17 protein-coding genes are annotated in these 21,712 nt (G+C 32.1%); 5 read left to right on the top strand and 12 right to left on the bottom strand.

Features of this window, described 5'->3' with window-relative positions; genetic code table 11:
- Positions 1-594 precede the first annotated feature (594 nt).
- The 7 genes from B4J88_RS12570 to B4J88_RS12540 all read right to left on the bottom strand — a co-directional run bounded on the left by B4J88_RS12570 (position 595) and on the right by B4J88_RS12540 (position 9,247).
- Positions 595-1,728, bottom strand: coding sequence for a M28 family peptidase (locus B4J88_RS12570; protein ID WP_291067778.1), 1,134 nt, complete (start codon positions 1,726-1,728; stop codon positions 595-597).
- Positions 1,729-1,767: 39 nt separating this feature from the next.
- Positions 1,768-2,448 carry an SIR2 family NAD-dependent protein deacylase gene (locus B4J88_RS12565; protein ID WP_291067777.1) on the bottom strand — a complete coding sequence of 227 codons (681 nt, stop codon included), beginning with the start codon at positions 2,446-2,448 and terminating at the stop codon, positions 1,768-1,770.
- Between the two features lie 498 nt (positions 2,449-2,946).
- Positions 2,947-4,749: an acyl-CoA dehydrogenase family protein gene (locus B4J88_RS12560; RefSeq protein WP_291067776.1), complete on the bottom strand. Its 1,803-nt coding sequence runs from the start codon at positions 4,747-4,749 to the stop codon at positions 2,947-2,949.
- 27 nt (positions 4,750-4,776) lie between these two features.
- On the bottom strand, positions 4,777-5,958 hold the full coding sequence (locus B4J88_RS12555; protein ID WP_125350257.1) for an acetyl-CoA C-acyltransferase: 1,182 nt from the start codon (positions 5,956-5,958) through the stop codon (positions 4,777-4,779).
- Between the two features lie 54 nt (positions 5,959-6,012).
- Positions 6,013-6,363 carry a four helix bundle protein gene (locus B4J88_RS12550; protein ID WP_114999168.1) on the bottom strand — a complete coding sequence of 117 codons (351 nt, stop codon included), beginning with the start codon at positions 6,361-6,363 and terminating at the stop codon, positions 6,013-6,015.
- Positions 6,364-6,402: 39 nt separating this feature from the next.
- Positions 6,403-8,802: a 3-hydroxyacyl-CoA dehydrogenase/enoyl-CoA hydratase family protein gene (locus tag B4J88_RS12545; RefSeq protein WP_291067775.1), complete on the bottom strand. Its 2,400-nt coding sequence runs from the start codon at positions 8,800-8,802 to the stop codon at positions 6,403-6,405.
- Positions 8,786-9,247, bottom strand: coding sequence for a MarR family winged helix-turn-helix transcriptional regulator (locus B4J88_RS12540; RefSeq protein ID WP_125350256.1), 462 nt, complete (start codon positions 9,245-9,247; stop codon positions 8,786-8,788). Before B4J88_RS12540 ends, B4J88_RS12545 begins: the two co-directional genes overlap by 17 nt.
- Positions 9,248-9,572: 325 nt before the next feature.
- Between B4J88_RS12540 and B4J88_RS12535 the strand changes: the two genes are divergently transcribed.
- The gene (locus B4J88_RS12535; RefSeq protein WP_114999165.1) at positions 9,573-11,522 is read left to right on the top strand and encodes a KUP/HAK/KT family potassium transporter; all 1,950 of its coding nucleotides are present in this window, start codon (positions 9,573-9,575) and stop codon (positions 11,520-11,522) included.
- Between the two features lie 128 nt (positions 11,523-11,650).
- Complete coding sequence (locus tag B4J88_RS12530; RefSeq protein WP_219035290.1) at positions 11,651-11,977, top strand: YegP family protein; 327 nt, start codon at positions 11,651-11,653, stop codon at positions 11,975-11,977.
- Positions 11,978-12,086: 109 nt separating this feature from the next.
- Here B4J88_RS12530 and B4J88_RS12525 read toward each other — a convergent pair whose 3' ends face one another.
- On the bottom strand, positions 12,087-12,551 hold the full coding sequence (locus B4J88_RS12525; RefSeq protein WP_038336951.1) for a Dps family protein: 465 nt from the start codon (positions 12,549-12,551) through the stop codon (positions 12,087-12,089).
- Positions 12,552-12,803: 252 nt separating this feature from the next.
- On the opposite strand from B4J88_RS12525, the gene B4J88_RS12520 reads away from it, so the two are divergent.
- Positions 12,804-13,340, top strand: coding sequence for a hypothetical protein (locus B4J88_RS12520; protein WP_280037607.1), 537 nt, complete (start codon positions 12,804-12,806; stop codon positions 13,338-13,340).
- 48 nt (positions 13,341-13,388) lie between these two features.
- Here the strand turns inward: B4J88_RS12520 and uvrA are convergent, their stop codons facing one another.
- Together uvrA and B4J88_RS12510 are read right to left on the bottom strand one after the other, a co-directional pair.
- Positions 13,389-16,214, bottom strand: a complete 2,826-nt coding sequence (gene uvrA, locus B4J88_RS12515) for an excinuclease ABC subunit UvrA (RefSeq protein ID WP_291067774.1) — start codon at positions 16,212-16,214, stop codon at positions 13,389-13,391.
- A gap of 86 nt (positions 16,215-16,300) precedes the next feature.
- Positions 16,301-17,338, bottom strand: a complete 1,038-nt coding sequence (locus tag B4J88_RS12510; protein ID WP_219034942.1) for a GyrI-like domain-containing protein — start codon at positions 17,336-17,338, stop codon at positions 16,301-16,303.
- Positions 17,339-17,442: 104 nt separating this feature from the next.
- On the opposite strand from B4J88_RS12510, the gene B4J88_RS12505 reads away from it, so the two are divergent.
- Positions 17,443-18,033, top strand: a complete 591-nt coding sequence (locus B4J88_RS12505) for a DUF937 domain-containing protein (RefSeq protein WP_180905983.1) — start codon at positions 17,443-17,445, stop codon at positions 18,031-18,033.
- A gap of 199 nt (positions 18,034-18,232) precedes the next feature.
- A complete protein-coding gene (gene gdhA / locus B4J88_RS12500; protein WP_221854634.1) occupies positions 18,233-19,582 on the top strand; it encodes an NADP-specific glutamate dehydrogenase in 1,350 nt (449 codons plus the stop codon).
- A gap of 89 nt (positions 19,583-19,671) precedes the next feature.
- On the opposite strand, the gene B4J88_RS12495 is transcribed toward gdhA, so the two are convergent.
- Both B4J88_RS12495 and B4J88_RS12490 read right to left on the bottom strand, forming a co-directional pair.
- Complete coding sequence (locus B4J88_RS12495; RefSeq protein ID WP_125350247.1) at positions 19,672-20,349, bottom strand: response regulator transcription factor; 678 nt, start codon at positions 20,347-20,349, stop codon at positions 19,672-19,674.
- The gene (locus B4J88_RS12490; protein ID WP_125350246.1) at positions 20,339-21,661 is read right to left on the bottom strand and encodes a sensor histidine kinase; all 1,323 of its coding nucleotides are present in this window, start codon (positions 21,659-21,661) and stop codon (positions 20,339-20,341) included. Before B4J88_RS12490 ends, B4J88_RS12495 begins: the two co-directional genes overlap by 11 nt.
- Between the last annotated feature and the right edge of the window lie 51 nt (positions 21,662-21,712).

The following is a 21,712-nucleotide window of genomic DNA, read 5'->3' as shown; positions in this document are numbered from 1 at the left end:
TTTTCAAGGCTTCGAAATAACACAAAATCACTTTTTGAATACAAATATAAAATGAAGTAGATTACCAAAATAACCTTTAAAAATCATTTAAGTTGTAAGAACACATGACCAAAAACAGTATTTTCACTTGATATTCAGCATAATGACCAAGGCGATTCAAACCTCTAAAATAAGTATCATTGGATGCGATTCTGAAATAAACTCAGAATGACAAAATCCGTAAAACGTTAAGCGTAAAACTTAATAAAACCTATGTTTCTATTGTGATTAGAATATTCATTTTTTATTCGGTATTCTTCTTGAAGGGGCACAACAACAATGTAAAATTACCCCTTAGATAAACAAATTAACTAGAAGTGACGAATGATGAACCTAATTGGTTACCCATTAACCTAAATGGAGGTTATATGTACTAAAATGCACTTTTTCTGTATCGGTTGTGTATCCACGCTATATGTATTCTGTATCCATTGTATATCCATTCCGTATGGTTTGTTCGGTGCTCGTGTATCGAAAGGTTGATTACCATTTAGACAAAAAAAGTAACTATTCAACTAAAAAAGTCAATTTATTACATAAATGAGACGCAACAATTTATTTCTTCAAAATCTTAAAACTATGTTGATTCGAATTTATTTTAACGAAATAAACGCCAGAAGTAAGATGTTCTAAATTTATCTGCGAAACAGCTGTTCGAAACTTCTTTTCATAGACCTGTATTCCTGTTTCGTTATATATAGAAATTGTAGGTTGCTTTAAAATCTGCGAAAAATGAAGGTTTCTCTTTACTGGATTTGGGTACACTTGCAAAGTTGAAATAGTATGATCTGTTGTAGTCAACTTCTCTTGTGCTTGAGAAAAATGTAATATAGTCGCCAAAGCTCCTTTCGCTACTTCTGTCAAATAATTCAAATCTAAATTAGCTATTATATCTTGAGCAGTATGTGCATAAGGCGTTTCATTTTTTTCGAAAAGTCCAGTTATTGGATAACCAACTGCCTGAAAAGGCATATAATCGGAACTATAAGCATTCGAAATTTCAGTTTTTAGAGTTGTATACAAGGGAAAAATATTCGACATTTGATTAGTCAAATCAGAAGAAGCTGCATTATTTGATGTTGGATTACTTTCATCTTGCTCACAAACAATTGTCGAATTTACTTTATTCGCCACTCCTCCTACCTCATCAATATTCAGAACAGCTTTAATGTTTAAATTCTGAGGAACTGCAATTTGATTGACATATGTCTGACTTCCTATTAAACCGCGTTCTTCTCCTGTAAAATGAATAAACTTGATCGAATAATCTGTTTCGATATCTTTGATTAATCGAGCAATTTCTAATAAAGTAACCGTTCCCGATCCATTATCATTCGCTCCAGGTCCATTTAATGTATCATAATGACCATCGATGATAATAAATTTATCAGGATATTTTTTTCCAATTTTAGTTATGATTAAATTATTTCCAACATTTCCAAAAACATTAACTGATTGTTGCTCTATAGTGGCATAACCATATGTTGTATAATAAGATTTCAACCATGTAAATGTATTTTCATGAGCTGACGAACCAACAGTTTTAATTCCGAAATCTTGAAATTTTTGCAATTTCTGATGCACAGAATCGTATTTCACTTGTTCGACAATCGATTGATAAAACGGATTTAACTCTTGTGCAGCCGCATTAATAGAAAAAACAAATAATGGTAGAAATATATACTTCATATTCTCTAAATTAATTAATCAACAGTAAAACGTAAAAGATTAAAAATTATTCAAAATAGTTTTTAATTCTTCGATACTTTCTGTTGCTTTTTTCTTGATATGCGTAATAGATGAATTGGCATAGGTATCTGATGGATCGATATAGATAATTGGGACATTTGTTTTTGCATAATCTTTGAGCGAAGCAGCTGGATACACTTGCATCGATGTTCCAATAATTACCAAAATATCTGCCTTTAAAACCTCATCAATCGCATTTTCTATTTCCGGAACCATTTCGCCAAACCACACAATATGCGGACGAAGTTGATTTCCATCTTCAGCCAAATCTCCAAGTTTGATATCTTTATTCCAATCAATAATTTGATTCTCATCTTTTTCGCTTCGCGCTTTTCTCAATTCGCCATGCAAATGTATTATTTTAGAAGAACCTGCTCTTTCATGCAAATCGTCTACATTTTGAGTGATAATTACAACTTCAAAATCATTTTCTAACTCTTTCAAGAAATGATGCGCAGTATTGGGTTCAACATCGAATAATTGTTTTCGACGTTGATTATAGAATTCTTGAACCAATTTTGGGTTTCTTTGATAACCTTCAATCGAAGCGACTTCCATAATATCATGATTTTCCCACAAACCATTCGCGTCACGAAAAGTAGAAATTCCACTTTCAGCACTAATTCCAGCTCCGGTTAAAACAACTAACTTCTTTTTCATTTCGAATGTATTAATTGAAGTAAATATAACTTTATAAAACAACAAAACTCCATTTATAGAAATGGAGTTTTGTTGTTTTATTTTATTTTTTTTAATTCATCTAATTTGACTAGACACATAATACTAAATGTTGCAAACATGGTCAACGTAAGAATTGCTGCATTAATTATCATAAGCTTTGTTTTTGGGTTATTAATTTGAATTAAAGTTACTTCAAATCATTTCTTTCGAAAAGTATTTCATTAAGAAATATCGACTTAACTCTCTTATTTTTAATGAATAAACTTTAACCTCAAGGCATAAAAAAACCTCAATTGGGAACAACTGAGGCCTTTCTCTACTAAAACTTAAGTACCATGAAAACTCAACTAACTTATATAAAGACTAGTACTTACTCTAGAATCATCAAATGATATACCAAATTATATTTCAACATATTAAAAATAAAAAAGCAGTCAATAAATTGACTGCTTTAAATAATTTGTATTTAAAATATACTTAGAAAGTGTATTTATTTTCTTTGATTAACAATTCTGCAATTTCAGTTTTTAAGTTAACTACGTTTGGATATTCGTTGTAACGTGTAAATCTTCTTAAACCAGATAACATCATGCGTTGCTCATCTCCTTCTGTGAAAGAAACGATACCGCGAGTAGCTTCTGTTTTGATAATTTCTACCGATTTGAATAATTGTAATTGAACTAATTTTTCTGCATTCTTCGCTGCATCAGCACCTTTTACATTTGCAATTTTTTCTGCACGTAACATCGCCGATTCTACCATATAAATTTCTTGCATAATACGAGAAGCCGCAATAATCAATTGTTGGTGTTGCTCTAATTCCGCACCAAATTTTTGCAAAGCAGAACCTGCAACCATAAAGAACGCTTTCTTAAGATTTGCAATAATTTCTTTTTCTTGCGCAAATAATTCTGAATAATCTGGAACATCAAAAGAAGGAATAGACATTAATTCGTTCGCCACATTCATTGCAGGAGACATTAAATCTAATTTTCCTTTGAATGCACGTTTTACTAACATCGAAACACATAATAAGGTATTGATTTCGTTTGTTCCTTCGTAAATTCTAGAAATACGTGCATCTCTCCAAGCTGCTTCCATTGGCATTTCTTTCGAATATCCCATTCCTCCGTAAATCTGAATTCCTTGATCCGCAGAAATTTGAGCAGCATCAGAAATCCAAACTTTTAAAATAGAAGCTTCGATTGCATACTCTTCGATACCTTTTAATTCCGCTTCATTATGAGGCATTCCTTTTGCCATGTTATCTTCGATTGCATCTTGTACATCTTTCGCTGCACGATACGCACCAGCTTCTGAAGTAAACGCAGAAACAGCCATATCAGCTAATTTCTCTTTAATCGCACCAAATGTATTGATTGATGTATTGAATTGTTTACGTTCTGAAGAATATTGTAACGAATAATCTAAAATACGACGTTGCGCATCTAAACATGCTGCTCCTAATTTGATACGACCAACATTCAAGGCATTCATCGCAATTTTGAATCCTCCGTTTCTTTCTCCTAATAGATTTTCTACTGGAACACGAACTTCATTAAAGAAAACTTGACGTGTTGATGAAGAAACAATTCCTAATTTATCTTCTTCTTCTCCTAATGAGAATCCAGCACCAGCTTTATCTTTTTCTACAATGAAACCTGTGATATTTTTATCATCATCAATACGTGCAAAAACAATGAATAAATCAGCAAAACCTGCATTTGTAATCCACATTTTTTGACCTGTGATGATATATTCTTTACCATCTTCTGATAAAACAGCTTTTGTTTTTCCTGAATTTGCATCAGAACCTGCTTCTGGCTCCGTTAAACAGTAAGATGCAAACCATTCTCCTGTTGCTAATTTTGGTAAATATTTTTGTTTTTGTTCTTCTGTTCCGTACAATAAAATTGGCATTGTTCCAATTCCAGTATGTGCTCCAAAAGCTGTTGCTAACGAACCTGTTGCTCCTGAAATATAGTCACACACTAACATTGTTGTAACGAATCCCATTCCCATTCCACCATATTCTTCTGGAACAGAAATTCCTAATAAACCTAATTCACCAATTTTACGCATTAATTCTTCAATCAACGCATAATCTTTTTTCTCAATTTGGTGTTTCTTAGGCACTACTTCTTTATCGATAAACTCTTTTGCAGATTGCAAAATCATTTGTTGTTCTTCTGATAAATCTTCGTAAGTGAAAATATCATTATAAGAGGCATCTTTAATTAAATATTGACCTCCGATTAATCTATTTGGATTTGTAGACATATTTTTTTGTTGTTTAGATATTAGATTTTATTTTAGATATTCGAAAATTGAAGCTGCTCCTTGTCCTGTACCAACACACATGGTTACCATTCCATATTTCGCTTTACGCGCTTCCATTTCATGTAACAATTGCACGGTTAATTTCGTACCCGAACATCCAAGTGGATGCCCTAAAGCAATTGCACCTCCGTTTACATTGACGATATCAGGATTAAGATTCAACTCGCGCATAATTGCAACTGATTGAGAAGCGAAGGCTTCATTCAATTCGATTAACTGAATATCTTCTAATTTCATTCCTGCTTGTTCTAATGCTTTTGGAATTGCAAATAAAGGTCCAATTCCCATAATACGAGGTGCTAAACCTACCGTAGAATATGCAACTAAGCGTGCAACTGGCTCAAGACCTAATTCTTTCACCATATCTTCTGACATTACCATAACGAAAGCTGCTCCGTCCGACATTTGAGAAGAGTTACCTGCTGTAACTGAACCTCCTTGCGCAAAAACAGGACGTAATTTTGCTAAACCTTCGATAGATGTATCCGCACGTGGACCTTCGTCTACTTTGAAATCAATTTTCTTTGTTTGAACTTTTTCTTTATCATCTAAGAAATTAAATTCAACATCAATCGGAACGATTTGAGATGCAAATTTTCCTTCAGCATTTGCTTTTAATGCTTTTTGATGCGAATTGAATGCAAATAAATCTTGATCCTCACGAGACACTTTAAATTCTTTTGCAACTTCTTCCGCTGTTAATCCCATTCCCCAATAATAATCTGGATGATCTTTCGCTAAATCTGTTTCTGGAATTGGTTTGTAACCTCCCATCGGGATATACGACATCGATTCTGCACCACCAGCAATGATACATTCTGCCATTCCTGTTCTAATTTTAGCAGCCGCCAAAGCAATTGCTTCTGATCCTGAAGCACAATAACGATTTACTGTAACACCTGGAACTTTGTCTGTGTCTAATCCCATTAATGAGATAAGACGTGCCATATTCAATCCTTGTTCTGCCTCTGGCATTGCACATCCAACGATTAGATCGTCGATACGTGTTGGATCTAAAGTTGGATAATCTTGCATTAAGCGCTTGATTACTGTAGCTGCCATTTCATCTGGACGTGTAAAACGCAATGTTCCTTTTGGCGCTTTTCCTACAGCTGTTCTATATCCTGTAACTATATATGCTTGTTTCATTTTTTTAAAGTATTATTAGATTGTACAATGTAAAATGTATGATGTACAAAGTATTTAATTATAGTTCTGAATTAATTTGACCAACATATTCTGTATATGTTTTAAATCTTTTAATAAATTATCCGAAATCTCTACTTGAATAAATTCTAAATCTCTTGCTAAAATAATTTGACATTCCAATTCGAAAGACGAACCTAAAGCTATATTGAGAAAATTAATAAATTGAGCATTCGAATTTCGACCAGCACCTTCTGCAATATTTGAAGCTATCGATACGCAAGCTCTTCTTGATTGAGAGGTCAAACCATAAATCTCACTTTTAGGATAATTTGAAGTAATCTCATAAAACCTTTTCGTAAAATTCATTGTTTTTTGCCAAACGATTAACTCTTTAAAATCATGCATAAATACTTTTTACATGTTACTTTTTACTTAATACAAATATTAATTACGCAACGGTTTACCTGTTTTTAACATATGCTGAATACGCTCTAATGTTTTTCTTTCTCCACAAAGAGATAAGAATGTTTCGCGCTCTAAGTCTAACAAGTATTGTTCTGAAACATAAGTTGATTCAGACAAATTACCACCTGTCATTACATATCCTAATTTATTCGCAATTAAACGATCATGATCCGAAGCAAAACGTCCAGCAACCATAGAATCTGTTCCAACATAGAACATTCCCATTGCTTCTTTTCCTAACACTTCTACTTTACGTTGAATTGGTTGTGTATAACCTGCTTCTGCCATAATAATTGCATGTTTCTTCGCTTCTGCAATTTGACGTTCGGCATTTACTACAACAATATCTTGCTCACGAATAATTCCCATATTCTTCGCTTCATAAGCTGAAGTTGCCACTTTCGCAGTTGCGATATTCATGAAATTATCACGTAAATGATTTACTTTTACATCATCTTTTAAAGCGAATTCAGTTGCACGGCGCGCAAATTCTTTCGAACCTCCACCACCTGGGATTAATCCAACTCCAACCTCAACCAAACCAATGTAAGTTTCGGCAGCAGCTACAATTTTATCCGCATGCATTGACATTTCGCAACCTCCACCAAGCGTCATTCCGTGAGGAGCAACAACAACTGGAATAGATGAATAACGAACACGCATCATTGTATCTTGGAACATTTTGATTGCCATATTCAATTCCCACCAATCTTGTTCTGCAGCCATCATCATAATCATGGCTAAATTAGCACCAACAGAGAAATTATCTCCTTGGTTACCAATTACAACTCCACGATAATCTTTTTCTGCTAACTCGATTCCTTTATTGATTCCTTGTAAAACTCCTCCTCCAAGAGAATTCATTTTAGAACGGAACTCAATATTGATGATTCCATCTCCTAAATCTTGAATAGATGTTTCTTGGTTTGACCAAATTTCATTTGTTTTTCTAATGTTATCTAAAATAATGAATGCATCTTGACCAGGAATTAATTCAAATTGTTTTGATGATTGATTAAAGAATAATTTCTTACCATTTTCGATTTTATAGAAAGAATCTGCACCAGTTGCTGCTAATTCTTTTACCCAATCCGAAACCTTGAAACCTTCTGACTCTACTAATTGAATTCCGTTTTGTAATCCAACTAAATCCCATGTTTCAAATGGACCATATTTCCAAGCGTAACCTGTTTTTAAAGCATCATCAATTGAATAAAGTACATCTGTAATTTCTGGAACACGTTGAGAAACATAAGCGAATAATGAAGCAAAATGTTTGCGGATTAATTCTCCAGCCTTACCAGAATCTTTCAATAAAACACCTAATTTATTACGCATAGATCCTGCATTTTTAGCAGTTTCTACAGCTGTAACTTTTGCACGTTCCATTGGACGATACTCTAACGTATCAAGATTTAAGGCAAAACGATTGGTATTCCCTTCTTTATCAATTTCTTTATAATAGAAACCTTTTTTCGCTTTATCTCCTAAGAATTTATTTTCGATTAAGAAATCCAAGAATTTTGAATCTTTCAAACCTTGGATCATTTCGTCATTTGGCGCATTTTGCTGTAAACCTTTTGTTACATTATATGCTGTATCCAAACCAACCAAATCACCCAATTTGAATGTTCCCGTTTTTGGACGACCCAAAATAGAACCTGTCAAAGTATCAACTTCTTCAATCGTTAATCCAATTTCTTGCGCCAATTCCATCACTTTCGCCATCGAGTAAACTCCTACTCTATTCCCGATAAAACCTGGCGTATCTTTACATAAAACTGGTGTTTTACCTAAAAATAAAGATGCATAGTTTTGGAAAAACTCAACAACAGATTTATCTGTTTGAGGAGTTGGGATAATTTCGAATAATTTTAAGTAACGTGGCGGATTGAAGAAATGCGTTCCGCAGAAATGTTTCTGAAAATCTTCTGAACGACCTTCAGCCATCAAATGAATTGGAATACCAGAAGTATTAGAAGTGACTAAAGTTCCTGGTTTACGGAAGTTATCTACACGCTCAAAAATAGATTGTTTAATATCCAATCTTTCGATCACAACCTCTATTACCCAATCCGAGTTTTTAATCTTCTCGAAATCATCATCAAAATTCCCTACAGTTATACGAGAAGCAAATGCTTTGTCATAAATTGGTGAAGGATTGCTTTTTAAAGCAGCATCTAAGTGAGTTTGAGCAGTTCTGTTACGAACTACTTTACTCTCTAAAGTAAGTCCTTTCGCTTGCTCTTGTGGTGTAAGCTCGCGAGGAACCATATCTAACATCAAGACTTCGACTCCGATATTTGCAAAATGACATGCAATACCAGAACCCATCACTCCTGATCCTAATACAGTTACGTGTTTAACGTGTCTTCTCATAATTGTTTTTAAATATTTTTTTGTCCGATATTAATTGGTTAATCTTATAAATCACTTCCAAGAAAATTTGCATTTTCTCTGGCTCGATGTGATTATTAATTGATTCATTAAATTGCAAAACAAAATGTTTTGAAATATCTCTCATTCTTAATCCTTCTTCAGTCAAAGTGATCAACACACTTCTCCCATCTTCTGGATTTGGTTTTCGAACGATAAAATTTCTTGCTTCTAAGTTTTTTAATGTTCTCGACAAGCTTGTTGGCTCTATTCCCATCTTTGGTCCTAGCGACGTACTTGGCGTACCTCCTTTCGGATCTATTGATAATAATGTAAAGGCATACACCATTGTAGAATCGTAAGCAACTGCTTGCTCATTATACATTTTCTGAACTGACAACCATGTTGAACGCAATAAATAATCTATCGTTAAATCTTCTCTTAACATATTTTAGTGTATGTCTAACAAATATAATCTTTTTTTATTATGCAAGCATAACAAAGTTTTAAAATTTAATTTTGTTTAACAAATAATGATTCAATTTACTATTTATCAATGAAATGTAACTTTAAATTATGATTAATAAAATAAATAGTATGATTAAATAATACTTAAATTTATTCCATCGCTAAAAAAGCGATTATAGTGGTGTAAAAATACGCTATAATTAATATCGAAAATAGATATAATGTTGGTTTTATATTATAAATAAATAAGATTGTTTAATCTCTTTTCAACGACATACATTCGTAGAAATTTTAAAATACTGCTTATGGAATCAAACCATACGATGAACAAAGTAACAGCGGCAACGCTATTAATCGCATTTGGAATCATTTACGGTGATATTGGAACAAGTCCTTTATATGTAATGAAAGCGATAATTGGCGAGACTCGCGTGATTGAAGAAAGCATTGTCTACGGAGGCGTATCATGTGTTTTTTGGACTTTGTGTTTTCAGACTTCTATCAAATATGTATGGTTGACACTAAAAGCGGATAATGATGGCGAAGGAGGAATTTTTTCTTTGTATTCATTAATCAAGAAAAAAGGTAAAAACCTAATTATTCCAACCATCATTGGAGCTTCTGCTTTGCTCGCCGATGGAATTATCACCCCCCCCGTTTCCGTCTCTTCTGCTGTTGAAGGACTACGAATGCTAAACGGACTCGAAAATCTACCTACTATACCTATTGTCATCTTTATCCTTTCGATGTTATTTTTCTTCCAACGATTTGGAACAAATAAAGTAGGAAAAATATTTGGACCATTTATGGTTTTATGGTTTACAATGCTTCTAGGCTTAGGAGTTTTACATATCGTACATCATCCAAGTATCATCAAAGCATTAAACCCTTATTACGCGTATAACTTGTTAATGAATTATCCTCACGGATTCTGGATTCTTGGCGCTGTATTCTTATGTACAACAGGTGCTGAGGCATTATACTCCGATTTAGGACATTGTGGACGAAAAAATATTAGAATTAGTTGGTTGTACGTTAAAATCTGTTTAGTAACAAACTATTTAGGACAAGCAGCTTGGTTAATGCATCAAGACAATCCTATGTTAGATGGTAGAAATCCTTTCTACGAAATGATGCCAGATTGGTTCTTAATTCCTGGAATTTGTATTGCCACAGGTGCAGCTATTATTGCGTCTCAAGCTTTGATTACAGGATCTTTTACATTAATCAATGAAGCTATCAACTTAGGTTTTTGGCCAAGAACATTAATTATTCAACCAAACGAGCACAAAAGCCAAGTTTACATTCCTACAATCAATTTTATGTTATGGGCTGGCTGTGTCTTTATTGTTTTATATTTCCGAGATTCGTCCCATATGGAAGCCGCCTACGGTCTTGCCATAACGGTTACCATGTTAATGACGACTTTCTTGCTATCCTATTATCTTAATTATTATACAAAATTCAACAAAGTATTTATTGTGGCAATTTTGTCGATTTTCGTAGCAATAGAATCTTCATTTTTCGTAGCAAATGTTGTCAAATTTGTTGATGGTGGCTATTTAGCATTATTAATGGGATGGCTGTTCTTTGTAATAATGTATTGTAGTTTTTACGGAAAAATTCTTAATTCACGAAACTTAGAATTCGTAAAAATAAAGCGCTACGCAAATGTATTAACAGAATTGAGCGAAGATAAAACAATCAATAAATACTCGACTTTCTTGTTTTACTTAACGAAATCTACGAATCCAAAAAATATCGAAAAATACAGTATTCAATCTATTTTATCAAAACGCCCAAAACGTGCAGATGTTTATTGGTTTGTAAACATTAACCGAGATAGTGAACCCTATACGTTGAGTTATAAAATATTGTCAATTGTCGATCAAAAAATATATCGAATTACATTTAATGTAGGATTTAGAGTTCAACCAAAAACAGAACAATATATCAAAAAAGTAATCAACGATATGTATGCAAATGGAGAATTAGAATTAAAATACCTGAGTACCTGTTTGAAAAAATACAATCAAGATCCTGACATGAAATTTGTTTTGATTGAGAAATTTCCTTCAATTGAAACCAAATTAAGTATGAAAGAATTTTTCACACTAAAAGTTTATTATTTATTAAAGAAAATAGAATTCAACATTCCGAAATCTTTTGGTCTAGAAAAGAACGACGTTGTTATAGAACACATTCCTCTTTATATGCACAAACATAATATTGACGATTTAAAAAGAATTCAATAAGAAATAGAAATCCTGAAATAATTTTTCAGGATTTTTTTTTGTCAATATTTTATAGATTGATAATTATCAAATAATTTTTATAAATTTATAACAATCAACAAGATAAAATATTTATAAAAAATTAAATTATGTTCGAAATTTATCAAGACAAAGCAGGAGAATATCGTTTTCGTTTGAAAGCTAAAAATGGACAAAATATTTTGGCAAGCGAAGGTTATAAACAAAAAGCAAGCTGCGAAAACGGAATTGAATCTGTTCGCAAAAATTCGCAAGATGATTCTAAATACGAATTAAAAGAAGGTGCTTCTGGTAAATGGCATTTCAATTTAAAGGCAACAAATGGACAAGTAATTGGGACAAGCCAATCGTACGAAACTGAATCTGGCGCTAAAAATGGAATTGCTTCTGTAAAAACAAATGCTGCTGATGCAGAAATAAAAGAAGTAGAAGGTTAATTACAAACCGTCATAAAAAGCTGAAGCCTTGGATAAATCCAAGGCTCAACCTAATTAACACTAATATGAATTAACACTAAAAACTTATGAAGTAAAATAATGTTCAACTTTATTTTAGATGCGATCCAAGCATCCAAGCAGTTTTTTGATGTTGTTCTAATAAACCAACTAAGAAATCCGAAGTTGAGATATCATGAAATTCATCAATTTCTACTACAGCCTGCGCCAAAAAGTCAATAATAACTTCGTGATCGTGTAGTAAATCAGCAATAAAACTTAAACTATCTTTGTTTTCAGTTTTTCTTGTTTCTGATAAGTGAGCTAACTGCAAATACTCTGCCATAGTTGCTGGTGCATAAACATCTTTTTGACGAATTTTTTCTGCAACATCATCTATAACAATTTGTAACTCGTTATATAACGATTCAAAATACACATGTATTGTCTGAAAATCAGGACCTTCTACATTCCAATGTGCATTTCTTGTTTTTAAGTATAAAATATGTTCATCAGCTAATAATTTAATTAAAATATCAGCGATTTTTTGTTTTTTTTCTGGCGATAATAATTTCATATGATTAAATTTTATATTGTCTATTTGATTAACTTTACTAATGCAAATATAGAACCAGAAAACGAATGAATTATAGATTTATCAAATCTTATTTCTATTCTTTTATAATTAAAAACTATGAACGACTCGAATTAACTTAAAATAAATAATAATGTTTACTTAAAAACAGAATTACTATTTTTGATAAGGCAAATTTATAGTGGTTTTTTCAATTAGAGCCATTTTTAAAAGTTAAAAATTAATTAAATTTCTATGAAAAAGTTTCTTTTATTTATCATTTCTTTAACCCTAAGCAATACTGCTTTTTCTCAAATTAATCAAAATCAAACGCTTAATAATAATTGGCGTTTTGGAGGTGGTTTGGGACTATCTTTTGGGAATAACAGTTATTTTGGGTTTAATATTTCTCCAAGTGTTGGATATATGGTTGCAAACAATTTAGAATTGGGTGCGACAGCAGGTTATCAGTATGCGAAAGATGACTATGTAAAGCAAAATTTGTTTAATGTTGGTCCTTACATTAACTTTTTTCCAATCGAAAACATTTTCTTGAGAGCCAATTATATGTACTACACAGGAAAACAAAAGTACAACGATCGTACGCCATATTACAACAGTATTTATGAAACTGACATGGACGAATCTGCGTTATGGTTGGGAGCTGGATATCAATCGAGTGGACCAGTAAGATTTCAAGCTGGTGTGATGTACAATGTTTTATATAAAGAAAACGAAAGTATATTTTCTTCAGGATTACAACCTTTTATGGGTGTTTCAATCGGATTATAAGTCATAAAAAAAAGTCCATCTAACAATTGTTAGATGGACTTTTTTTATTTATTTCAATTCGTCTTTTAAGAATTTTCCTGTTACACTTTTCGGATTCTTAATGATTTCTTCTGGCGTTCCTTCTGCCACAATTTTTCCACCTTTACTCCCTCCGTCTGGACCAATATCAATCACATAATCAGCTAATTTTATCACATCCAAATTATGTTCGATAATGATAACAGTATTTCCAAATTCTACAATTTTATTGATTACTTTCATCAACACATTTACATCTTCAAAATGCAAACCTGTTGTGGGTTCATCTAAAATATAAATTGTTTTTCCTGTTTGTTTTTTGGCTAATTCTGTTGCTAATTTCACACGTTGCGCCTCTCCTCCACTCAATGTTGTAGACTGCTGACCAAGCGTGATGTAACCCAAACCTACATCTTGCAACATTTTGACATAACGATATATTTTCGGAATTGCTTCAAAGAATTCTACCGCTTCATTTACCGTCATTTCTAACACATCCGAAATCGATTTTCCTTTGTAGCGAACCTCCAACGTTTCGCGGTTAAAACGTTTACCATTACATGTTTCACATTCGACATGAATATCTGGTAAAAAATTCATTTCAATCACACGCAAACCTGCTCCCTGACAAGTTTCACAACGTCCACCTTTTACATTAAATGAAAAACGTCCAGGCTTGTAACCTCTAATTTTGGCTTCAGGTAAATTTGTAAACAACGTACGAATATCAGAGAAAATTCCCGTATAAGTCGCGGGATTAGAACGAGGCGTACGACCAATTGGCGACTGATCCACTTCGATTACTTTATCCAAATGCTCTAAACCTTCGATTTTTTTATAAGGCATTGGATCTTTTTCTGCTCTAAAGAAATGTTGATTCAGAATTCTGTATAATGTTTCATTAATCAACGTTGATTTTCCAGAACCTGAAACACCCGAAACTACAACCAACTCTCCTAAAGGAATGGTAAGATTTACATTTTTCAGGTTGTTTCCAGATGCTCCAAAAAGTTTCAATTCTAATCCATTACCTTTTCTTCGTTCTTTTGGAACTTCGATTTGTAACTGATTGTTTAAGTATTTTGATGTTAATGTATTTGATTTTAACATTTGTTCTGGTTCACCTTCCCAAACAATTTGACCACCATTTTTTCCTGCTTTTGGTCCAACATCAACCACATAATCTGATTCCAAAATCATGTCTTTATCATGTTCTACAACCAAAACTGAATTTCCGATATCGCGTAATTTCTTTAACGAATCTATCAATCTGACATTATCGCGTTGATGCAAACCAATACTTGGCTCATCTAAAATATACAACACATTCACCAATTGAGAACCAATTTGCGTTGCCAAACGAATTCGCTGTGCCTCGCCTCCAGAAAGTGTTTTCGAAGAACGATTAAGACTCAAATAATCTAATCCGACATCTAATAAAAAAGATAAACGCGTATAAATTTCTTTCAGAATCTCGTGCGCAATTTGTTGTTGATTCGACGTCATCGAAACTGGCGCATTTTCAATCCATTTTTGCAACGATTGAAGATCCATTTCTGCAACTTCACCTATATTTTTATTGTCAATTCGGAAGAAAAGAGATTCTTTTTTAAGACGTTTTCCTTCGCAAGTTGGACAAATAACTTTCTTACCAAACTTTTTGCTAATCGAACTTGAAGACGGATTATTTTTATCTTCCATTATTTCAGAAAGAAATTCATTCAATCCTTCAAAATCGATTTTATATGTTTTTTTGACTGATGCAAATTTAAGATCGACATTCAAAGTTTCTTTCAAACCATTCATTACATCATCAATTAATGCTTGAGGAAGTTTTTTGAATGCTACTTTTTGGTCTACATTATGTTTGACAAAAATCGCTTCCAATTGTTTTTCTATTCGAGAAGATGATTTTAGCGCTTCAAATAATTCTTCCAAATTATCAAACAACGATTTTTCGCTATCTTGAAATAATTTTTCGTGATTAACCACTTTCAACTCGCCTAAACCTGTACAAGTTGGACAAGCTCCTTTTGGCGAATTGAACGAAAATGTATTCGGTTCTGGCAACGCATATGACATTCCTGTCGATGGACACATTAATGAACGAGAAAAGAATTTGGTTTCATTGGTTTCGTAATCCAAAATCATCGTAATTCCATTTCCTTGATGCATTGCATGATCGATACTTGAACGCAAACGTTGATCATTCACCTTATCATTCAGCAACATTTTATCCACCATCAATTCAATATCATGCGTTTTGTAACGATCTAACATCATTCCTGGTGCAATATCTTTCAACTCGCCATCAATACGCATTTCAAGAAAACCTTTTTTAGAATATGTCACAAAAACCTCTCGATAATGACCTTTTCTTGAACGTACAATTGGTGCTAAAATTGCAATTTTCTTTCCGCTGTATTGTGCACGGATCAACTCAATGATTTGCTCTTCTGTGTAAGCAATCATTTGTTCGTTTGTTTCAACAGAGAAAGCCGTAGAAGCACGCGCATACAACAAACGAAGAAAATCATAAATTTCTGTAATTGTACCAACAGTAGAACGCGGATTTTTATTGGTCGTTTTTTGCTCAATTGCAATAACAGGCGACAAACCATCAATTTTATCAACATCTGGACGTTCTAAACCTCCCAAAAATTGACGTGCATAAGCCGAAAAAGTTTCGATATAACGACGTTGTCCTTCTGCATAAATCGTATCAAAAGCCAACGAAGATTTCCCACTTCCACTTAAACCCGTAATTACCACAAGTTCATTTCTAGGAATCTTTACATCAATATTTTTTAGATTATGTTCACGTGCACCGTAAACTTCAATAAAATCTTTGTCCATGTTCGTTTGTAAGAAGTTGCAAAAATACAAAAAAAGCCACATTACTGTGGCTAAGTGTACTTTAAAAATTGTTAATTCTTAAGTATTTATTGTTTTTTAATTGGTATATAAATTCGAGAAATTAGTTTTAAACTATCTGTTTCCTTCGGATCATTTAACATAATTTCTAATTGTTTTGTATCCAATTGTAATTTTTTAGATTTTGCATAATTCTTCATTTTCTCGATTGTTTGCGCACGTTTAGAACGAGGTCCTAAATGCAATGTTAACAAATAATCTCCACCAGGAACAACCACTTTTTTCATCTCTTTTTGTAAAGGCAAATCTTCTATTAATTGTATTCCAGCAAAAAATGTTGTCTTATCTTTTTCTTTATCAAAATCAGTAAAATAGACATATGGGAAACCTAAATCGAAATCAAAACCACCTTCATCTTTATTCATTAACGATTTATAAATCACCTCAAAAGCACCATCTACTTTATCCATTATATCTTTTTCCGCTAAACTTGATTGTTTACGAATCGCTAATAAATTTGTTCGACCTAATTCTACAATTCGATATTCACCATAATTCAATCGTCCTTCTTTTTGATCCTTATCTAATCTAACTTTCACTTTTTGATTTAGGTTATCCAAAGATTTTTCAAATTTAGATTCAGGATTTTTGAAAAAAGCAAAATAGCGGTAGAAATAAGGAATTTCTTGACTTAAATAATTCAATTTTGCAGTTGTTTTCCCATTTTCTTGTTGTTCAAATTTGACATTCAAACTATCTAATTTTTCCCAACCATCATATTTTATCGTATAATTAACGAAACGATTAATCGAAAAATTTTCAATCGTTACTTTTCCTGAAGCAATTGAAGCATCTTCTGAATCCCATATCATATAATTTTCGTCCTCTTCTTTTGTATTCGAAAATTTCTTGATTGTCAAAGAATCCGAAGCTGTAAATTGTTGCCATTTCGAGAATTGACGAAGATTATAAAATTCGTCGTACACCAAACCAACAGGTGCATCAAATTCATATTGCATTTCTTCGTCGAAACGATTCGGTAAAACGATTGGTAATAAAGCCAAAACCGCAATAATGATTACTAAAAAAAGATTTATTTGTTTCATTTACAAAATTGATTGTACAAAAATAGAAATACTTTGTAGGACTCTTAATATTAATCTGAATTAATCTTTTAAAAATAGTATATTTGAGTAAATAATATAAACTTATGGACTTTACTAATTTAATTCAAGGAGCAATGGGACAACAAATTGTTGGTTCTGCTGCAAAACAATTAGGGATTAATGAATCTCAAGCTCAAACTGCTGTTGCAGCAGCTGTACCTTTTTTATTGTCTGCTTTAAATAAAAATGCACAAGGCGGAGGTGCTGAAGGAATTTCGAATGCTTTGAATCAACATGACGGGAGTATTTTGGATAATCTTTCTGGATTTTTAGGTCAAGGAGGAAACCAACAAGATGGATTAGGAATTTTAGGTCACGTTTTAGGAAATAAACAACAAAATGTAGAATCTGCAATTTCTCAACAATCTGGATTGAATACAGCACAAGTTACTCAAATTTTAGCGTTAGTTGCGCCAATTGTAATGGGCTACTTGGGTAAACAAAAACAATCTGCTGGATTAGATTCAAATGGGATTGCTGGTTTATTAGGCGGTTTAGTTGGTGGTTCTACAACTCAAACAAACCAAAGCGGAGTAAATTTAGGAGGTTTCGAAAAATTGTTAGATCAGGATGGTGATGGACAATTAGGAATTGGAGATGCCATGAGTTTATTGGGTGGATTTTTCAAAAAATAAGTCTTGTCTTAAACTGAATAAAAATACAAAATTTATTAAGCAGGAAATTTTCCTGCTTTTTTTGTTTCAAAAATTATCAACCTATATATTCTAAGTATTCGAAATTATCAAATTCATAAATATTAAAAGTTTGATTTAAAAAATATATTATTTTATTTGTTATTTATTATAATTTTATCAACAATAAAACACAAATAGCATGGATACTTTATTTTACTCAGAAAAATTCATTCAAAGAATTAAATCAAAAAACCCTAACGAAAAAGAATTTTTACAAGCAGTTGAAGAAGTTTCCGAAACCATTTTACCATTTGTAGAAGAAAACCCTAAATACAAAAAGTTCAAAATTCTTGAAAGAATTGCAGAACCAGAACGTATTATTCAATTTAGAGTAACTTGGGTTGATGATAAAGGCGAAATCCAAATCAACAAAGGTTATCGTGTACAAATGAATTCTGCGATTGGTCCTTATAAAGGTGGTTTGCGCTTTCATCCATCTGTTAATCTTTCTATTCTTAAATTCTTAGCTTTTGAACAAGTTTTCAAAAACAGCTTGACAACTTTACCTATGGGTGGCGGAAAAGGTGGTTCTGATTTTGATCCAAAAGGAAAATCCGACATGGAAATTATGCGCTTCTGCCAATCTTTTATGAGCGAATTATCTCGTCATATTGGTGCAGATGTCGATGTTCCTGCTGGTGATATTGGCGTTGGAGGACGAGAAATTGGTTATTTATTTGGTCAATACAAACGAATGCGAAACGAATTTACAGGTGTTTTAACTGGAAAAGGATTAGAATATGGTGGCTCTTTGATTCGCCCAGAAGCTACTGGTTATGGTTTATTATATTTTGTAGAATGTATGTTAGCCGAAAAAAAAGAAACCTTAAAAGGAAAAACAGTTTCTATTTCTGGTTCTGGAAATGTTGCACAATATGCTGCTGAAAAGTCTCTGGAATTAGGCGCAAAAGTGGTTACACTTTCTGATTCTTCTGGATATATTTATGATGAAGACGGTTTTGATACAGAAAAACTAAATGTCATTTTCAAAATTAAGAATGATGATTACGATAGAATTTCAAAGTATGTTGATTATTATCCAAACGCTAAATTTTTCTCCGACCAAAATCCTTGGAAAGTTCCTTGTGATATAGCTTTGCCATGTGCAACACAAAACGAATTGGATTTACAAGATGCGCAAACTTTACATCTCAATGGTTGCAAATTGGTTGCCGAAGGTGCTAATATGCCAACAACTCCCGAAGCGGTTCATTATTTTTTGGATCATCAAATTTTATACGGTCCTGGAAAAGCTGCGAATGCTGGTGGTGTTGCAACTTCTGGATTGGAAATGTCTCAAAATTCGATCCGTCAAAATTGGAACAGAGAAAAAGTAGATTATCGATTAAAAGAAATTATGATAAAAATTCATCACCAATGTAAAAAATATGGAAAAGGTGAATTTCAAGAAAATATAAATTATTACAAAGGCGCTAATATAGCTGGTTTCGTAAAAGTTGCCGATGCTATGATTGCTCAAGGAATATAAAAATCCATTTATAAAATTCGGTTCCCTTTACTGAATTTAGAATTCAATTGTTTGTTATTAAAGCTGGACTTCTGTTCAGCTTTATTTTTTTAGAGTGGAAAATTAATTTTAAAACCAATACCTCGAACAGATTCAAATTTTATCATTTCGTCGTTCTGAAAATATTTGCGCAAACGTGTCATAAAAACATCCAAACTTCTACCCATAAAATAATCGTTTTCACCCCAAATTTTTTCTAAAATCTCTTTACGACTCACTAATTTTTGATTATTCTGAATCAAGAAACTCAACAATTCTGCTTCTTTTTCTGTTAACTGAAATTTTTCTTCTTGATAAGATAATTGCAATTGATTTGGAAGAAAAACATAAGCTCCAATTTTAATCAATTCTTCTAAAACAGGTTGATTTCGCTTCAAAATATTTTTTATTCGCAAGACCAATTCTTCAGGATCGCAAGGTTTTGTGATATAATCATCTGCACCTAATTTCAAACCTAAAACACGATCAAAACTTTGCGCCTTAGCAGTCAAAAATAAATATGGAATTGTAATGGTTTCGGCTAATTTTTTCGCCAAAGAAAAACCATCAATTTCGGGTAACATGACATCAAAAATGATTAATTGAGCTGATTCCAACGATTCTATTTCCTTCAATAGTTTTTGTGGATGATCAAACCAAGTCACTTCAAAATCAGAAAATTCTAGATATTGTTTGAGAACAGTTCCCAAATCTTGATCATCTTCTACTAAAATTAATTTAGTTTTCATTCGGCAAAATGATTAAAAATTGAACACCTTTGTCTTTATTATTCTGAACGTTAATTGTTCCTAAATATCGTTCGATTGTATTCTTGACCAAAAATAATCCAACACCCAAACCGCTTACATTTTGGTTAATAGAACGATTCACACGATAATATTTATCAAAAATAAGAGGCAAATCATTGGTTGGAATTCCAATTCCATTATCCGAAAAATTCAATGTTATTTTTTTTTGAAATTTAAAATCTAATACAATTTCAGTAGCTCCATATTTGACTGAATTTTCAATTAAATTCTGAGCAATTTGTTTAAAATCGTTTGTTTTCAGTACATTATTTTTCTCGAAAATACTTTGATTAATAAGTTTAATTTCTGGATATTGAAGTTGAATCTTTTGGATAATTTCATTCAAAATAACCTCATCTAACAATTCAGAATTTTCGTCATTTTTTACAAAAATAGAATCAACAGTTTGCTCCAAACGATTAATTTGTCTGTTCATCATTTGTTGCGTTTCTGGATGTTGAACTTGATGCAAAGCAAATTTCATCGTCGTAATTGGCGTATTCAATTCATGCGCAATAGAGTCTATTGTCAAATGTAATTGATTGATTTTTTCTTCTTGTTTCGATAAATTTTTAAGACTTTTCCAATACAAAAAGACAATTAATCCAACAATCAACAAACTCACAATGATTAAAGGAATAATTTTCTTGAGAATTAAAAATTTCAAATTCAGCAATTCAAAATCTGTCTTTCCTCTAATTTTATATTTATGGCGTTCATTTTTATTAATTCCTAAATCAGAATCTGTTTGATTACTAATATCATCCGATGACCAAACACTTTGATTAATATTAGTTGGTTTCGCAATTTTATTTGTCGTTTCGTAAATCACATACTTTTTCTTTGGCAATAGTTCTTTATGATTCAATTCATCATAAACCGAATAAACATCTGTACGAAGTGCTATTTCAAAATTATTTTCCTTAGAATAAACGTCTAATAGAGAATCTACAATTGGCGTATAAATCTCATAATTATAATCTACTTTCGTTCGAATTATTTGTAATTCATCAAACTGTTTTTTTTCATCATGATTCAGTTTTTTGAAATAATCTAAAATCTTATCATCATTAGAATCTGTTTCATATTTTGACATAAAATTCATCACTTTAACTCCAATTTCACACGCCTCTTTATTCATATCTTTCTCAATCAATCGATACAAATTGTAGATATAATACCCTTGCAATGCAACCAAAACGATCAATGCAAAAGAGAAAATAAATGTATAATGTTTTTTAGATAATTTCATAAGCTTTCCATCAATTCAAAAATACATTGTTTTCGCACATAAATTACACAT

The sequence above is a fragment of the Empedobacter sp. UBA5036 genome (assembly GCF_002415215.1).
Taxonomy (GTDB): Bacteria; Bacteroidota; Bacteroidia; order Flavobacteriales; family Weeksellaceae; genus Empedobacter; species Empedobacter falsenii_B.
This window is presented reverse-complemented; position numbering and strand designations above follow the sequence as displayed.